Here is a 352-nt window from a genome sequence, read left to right on the forward strand (position 1 = left end):
TCCCGCGACGCGCCGGCGGCGTGGCGGCAAGGCCGATGCGCCCGTCGCTGCGGCCGCCGACGTGGCCACTGCCGCGCCCACCTCTGCGCCCACCGCAGCCGCAGCGGACCTCCTTCCGGTCCCCGCTGCGGCGAGCGCGGTCCATGCCGCCGGCGTGGACGCCGCCCAGGACGAGAAGCCGAAGGGCAAAGGCAAGGGCAAGGACAAGCCGAAACAGAAGGAGAAGCCCTCCGACGCCGCCAAGTCGTCGTCGCGGCGTGGTCGTGGCGGGCGCGGGGCGGGTGGCAAGGCCGCGGCGGAAGGCGCGGGCGGCGCCGCGACCGAGGCGGGGGGCTCGGCAAGCACCGCGCCC

The 352-nt window shown here is 77.8% G+C and carries 1 pseudogene; it reads left to right on the top strand.

The annotated features are described in order from the left end of the window. Positions 1 to 154: 154 nt before the first annotated feature. Positions 155 to 352, top strand: a pseudogene (locus tag C667_RS26280) (NYN domain-containing protein); the annotation flags it as partial.

It is taken from the genome of Thauera phenylacetica B4P (assembly GCF_000310225.1).
Lineage (GTDB): Bacteria > Pseudomonadota > Gammaproteobacteria > Burkholderiales > Rhodocyclaceae > Thauera > Thauera phenylacetica.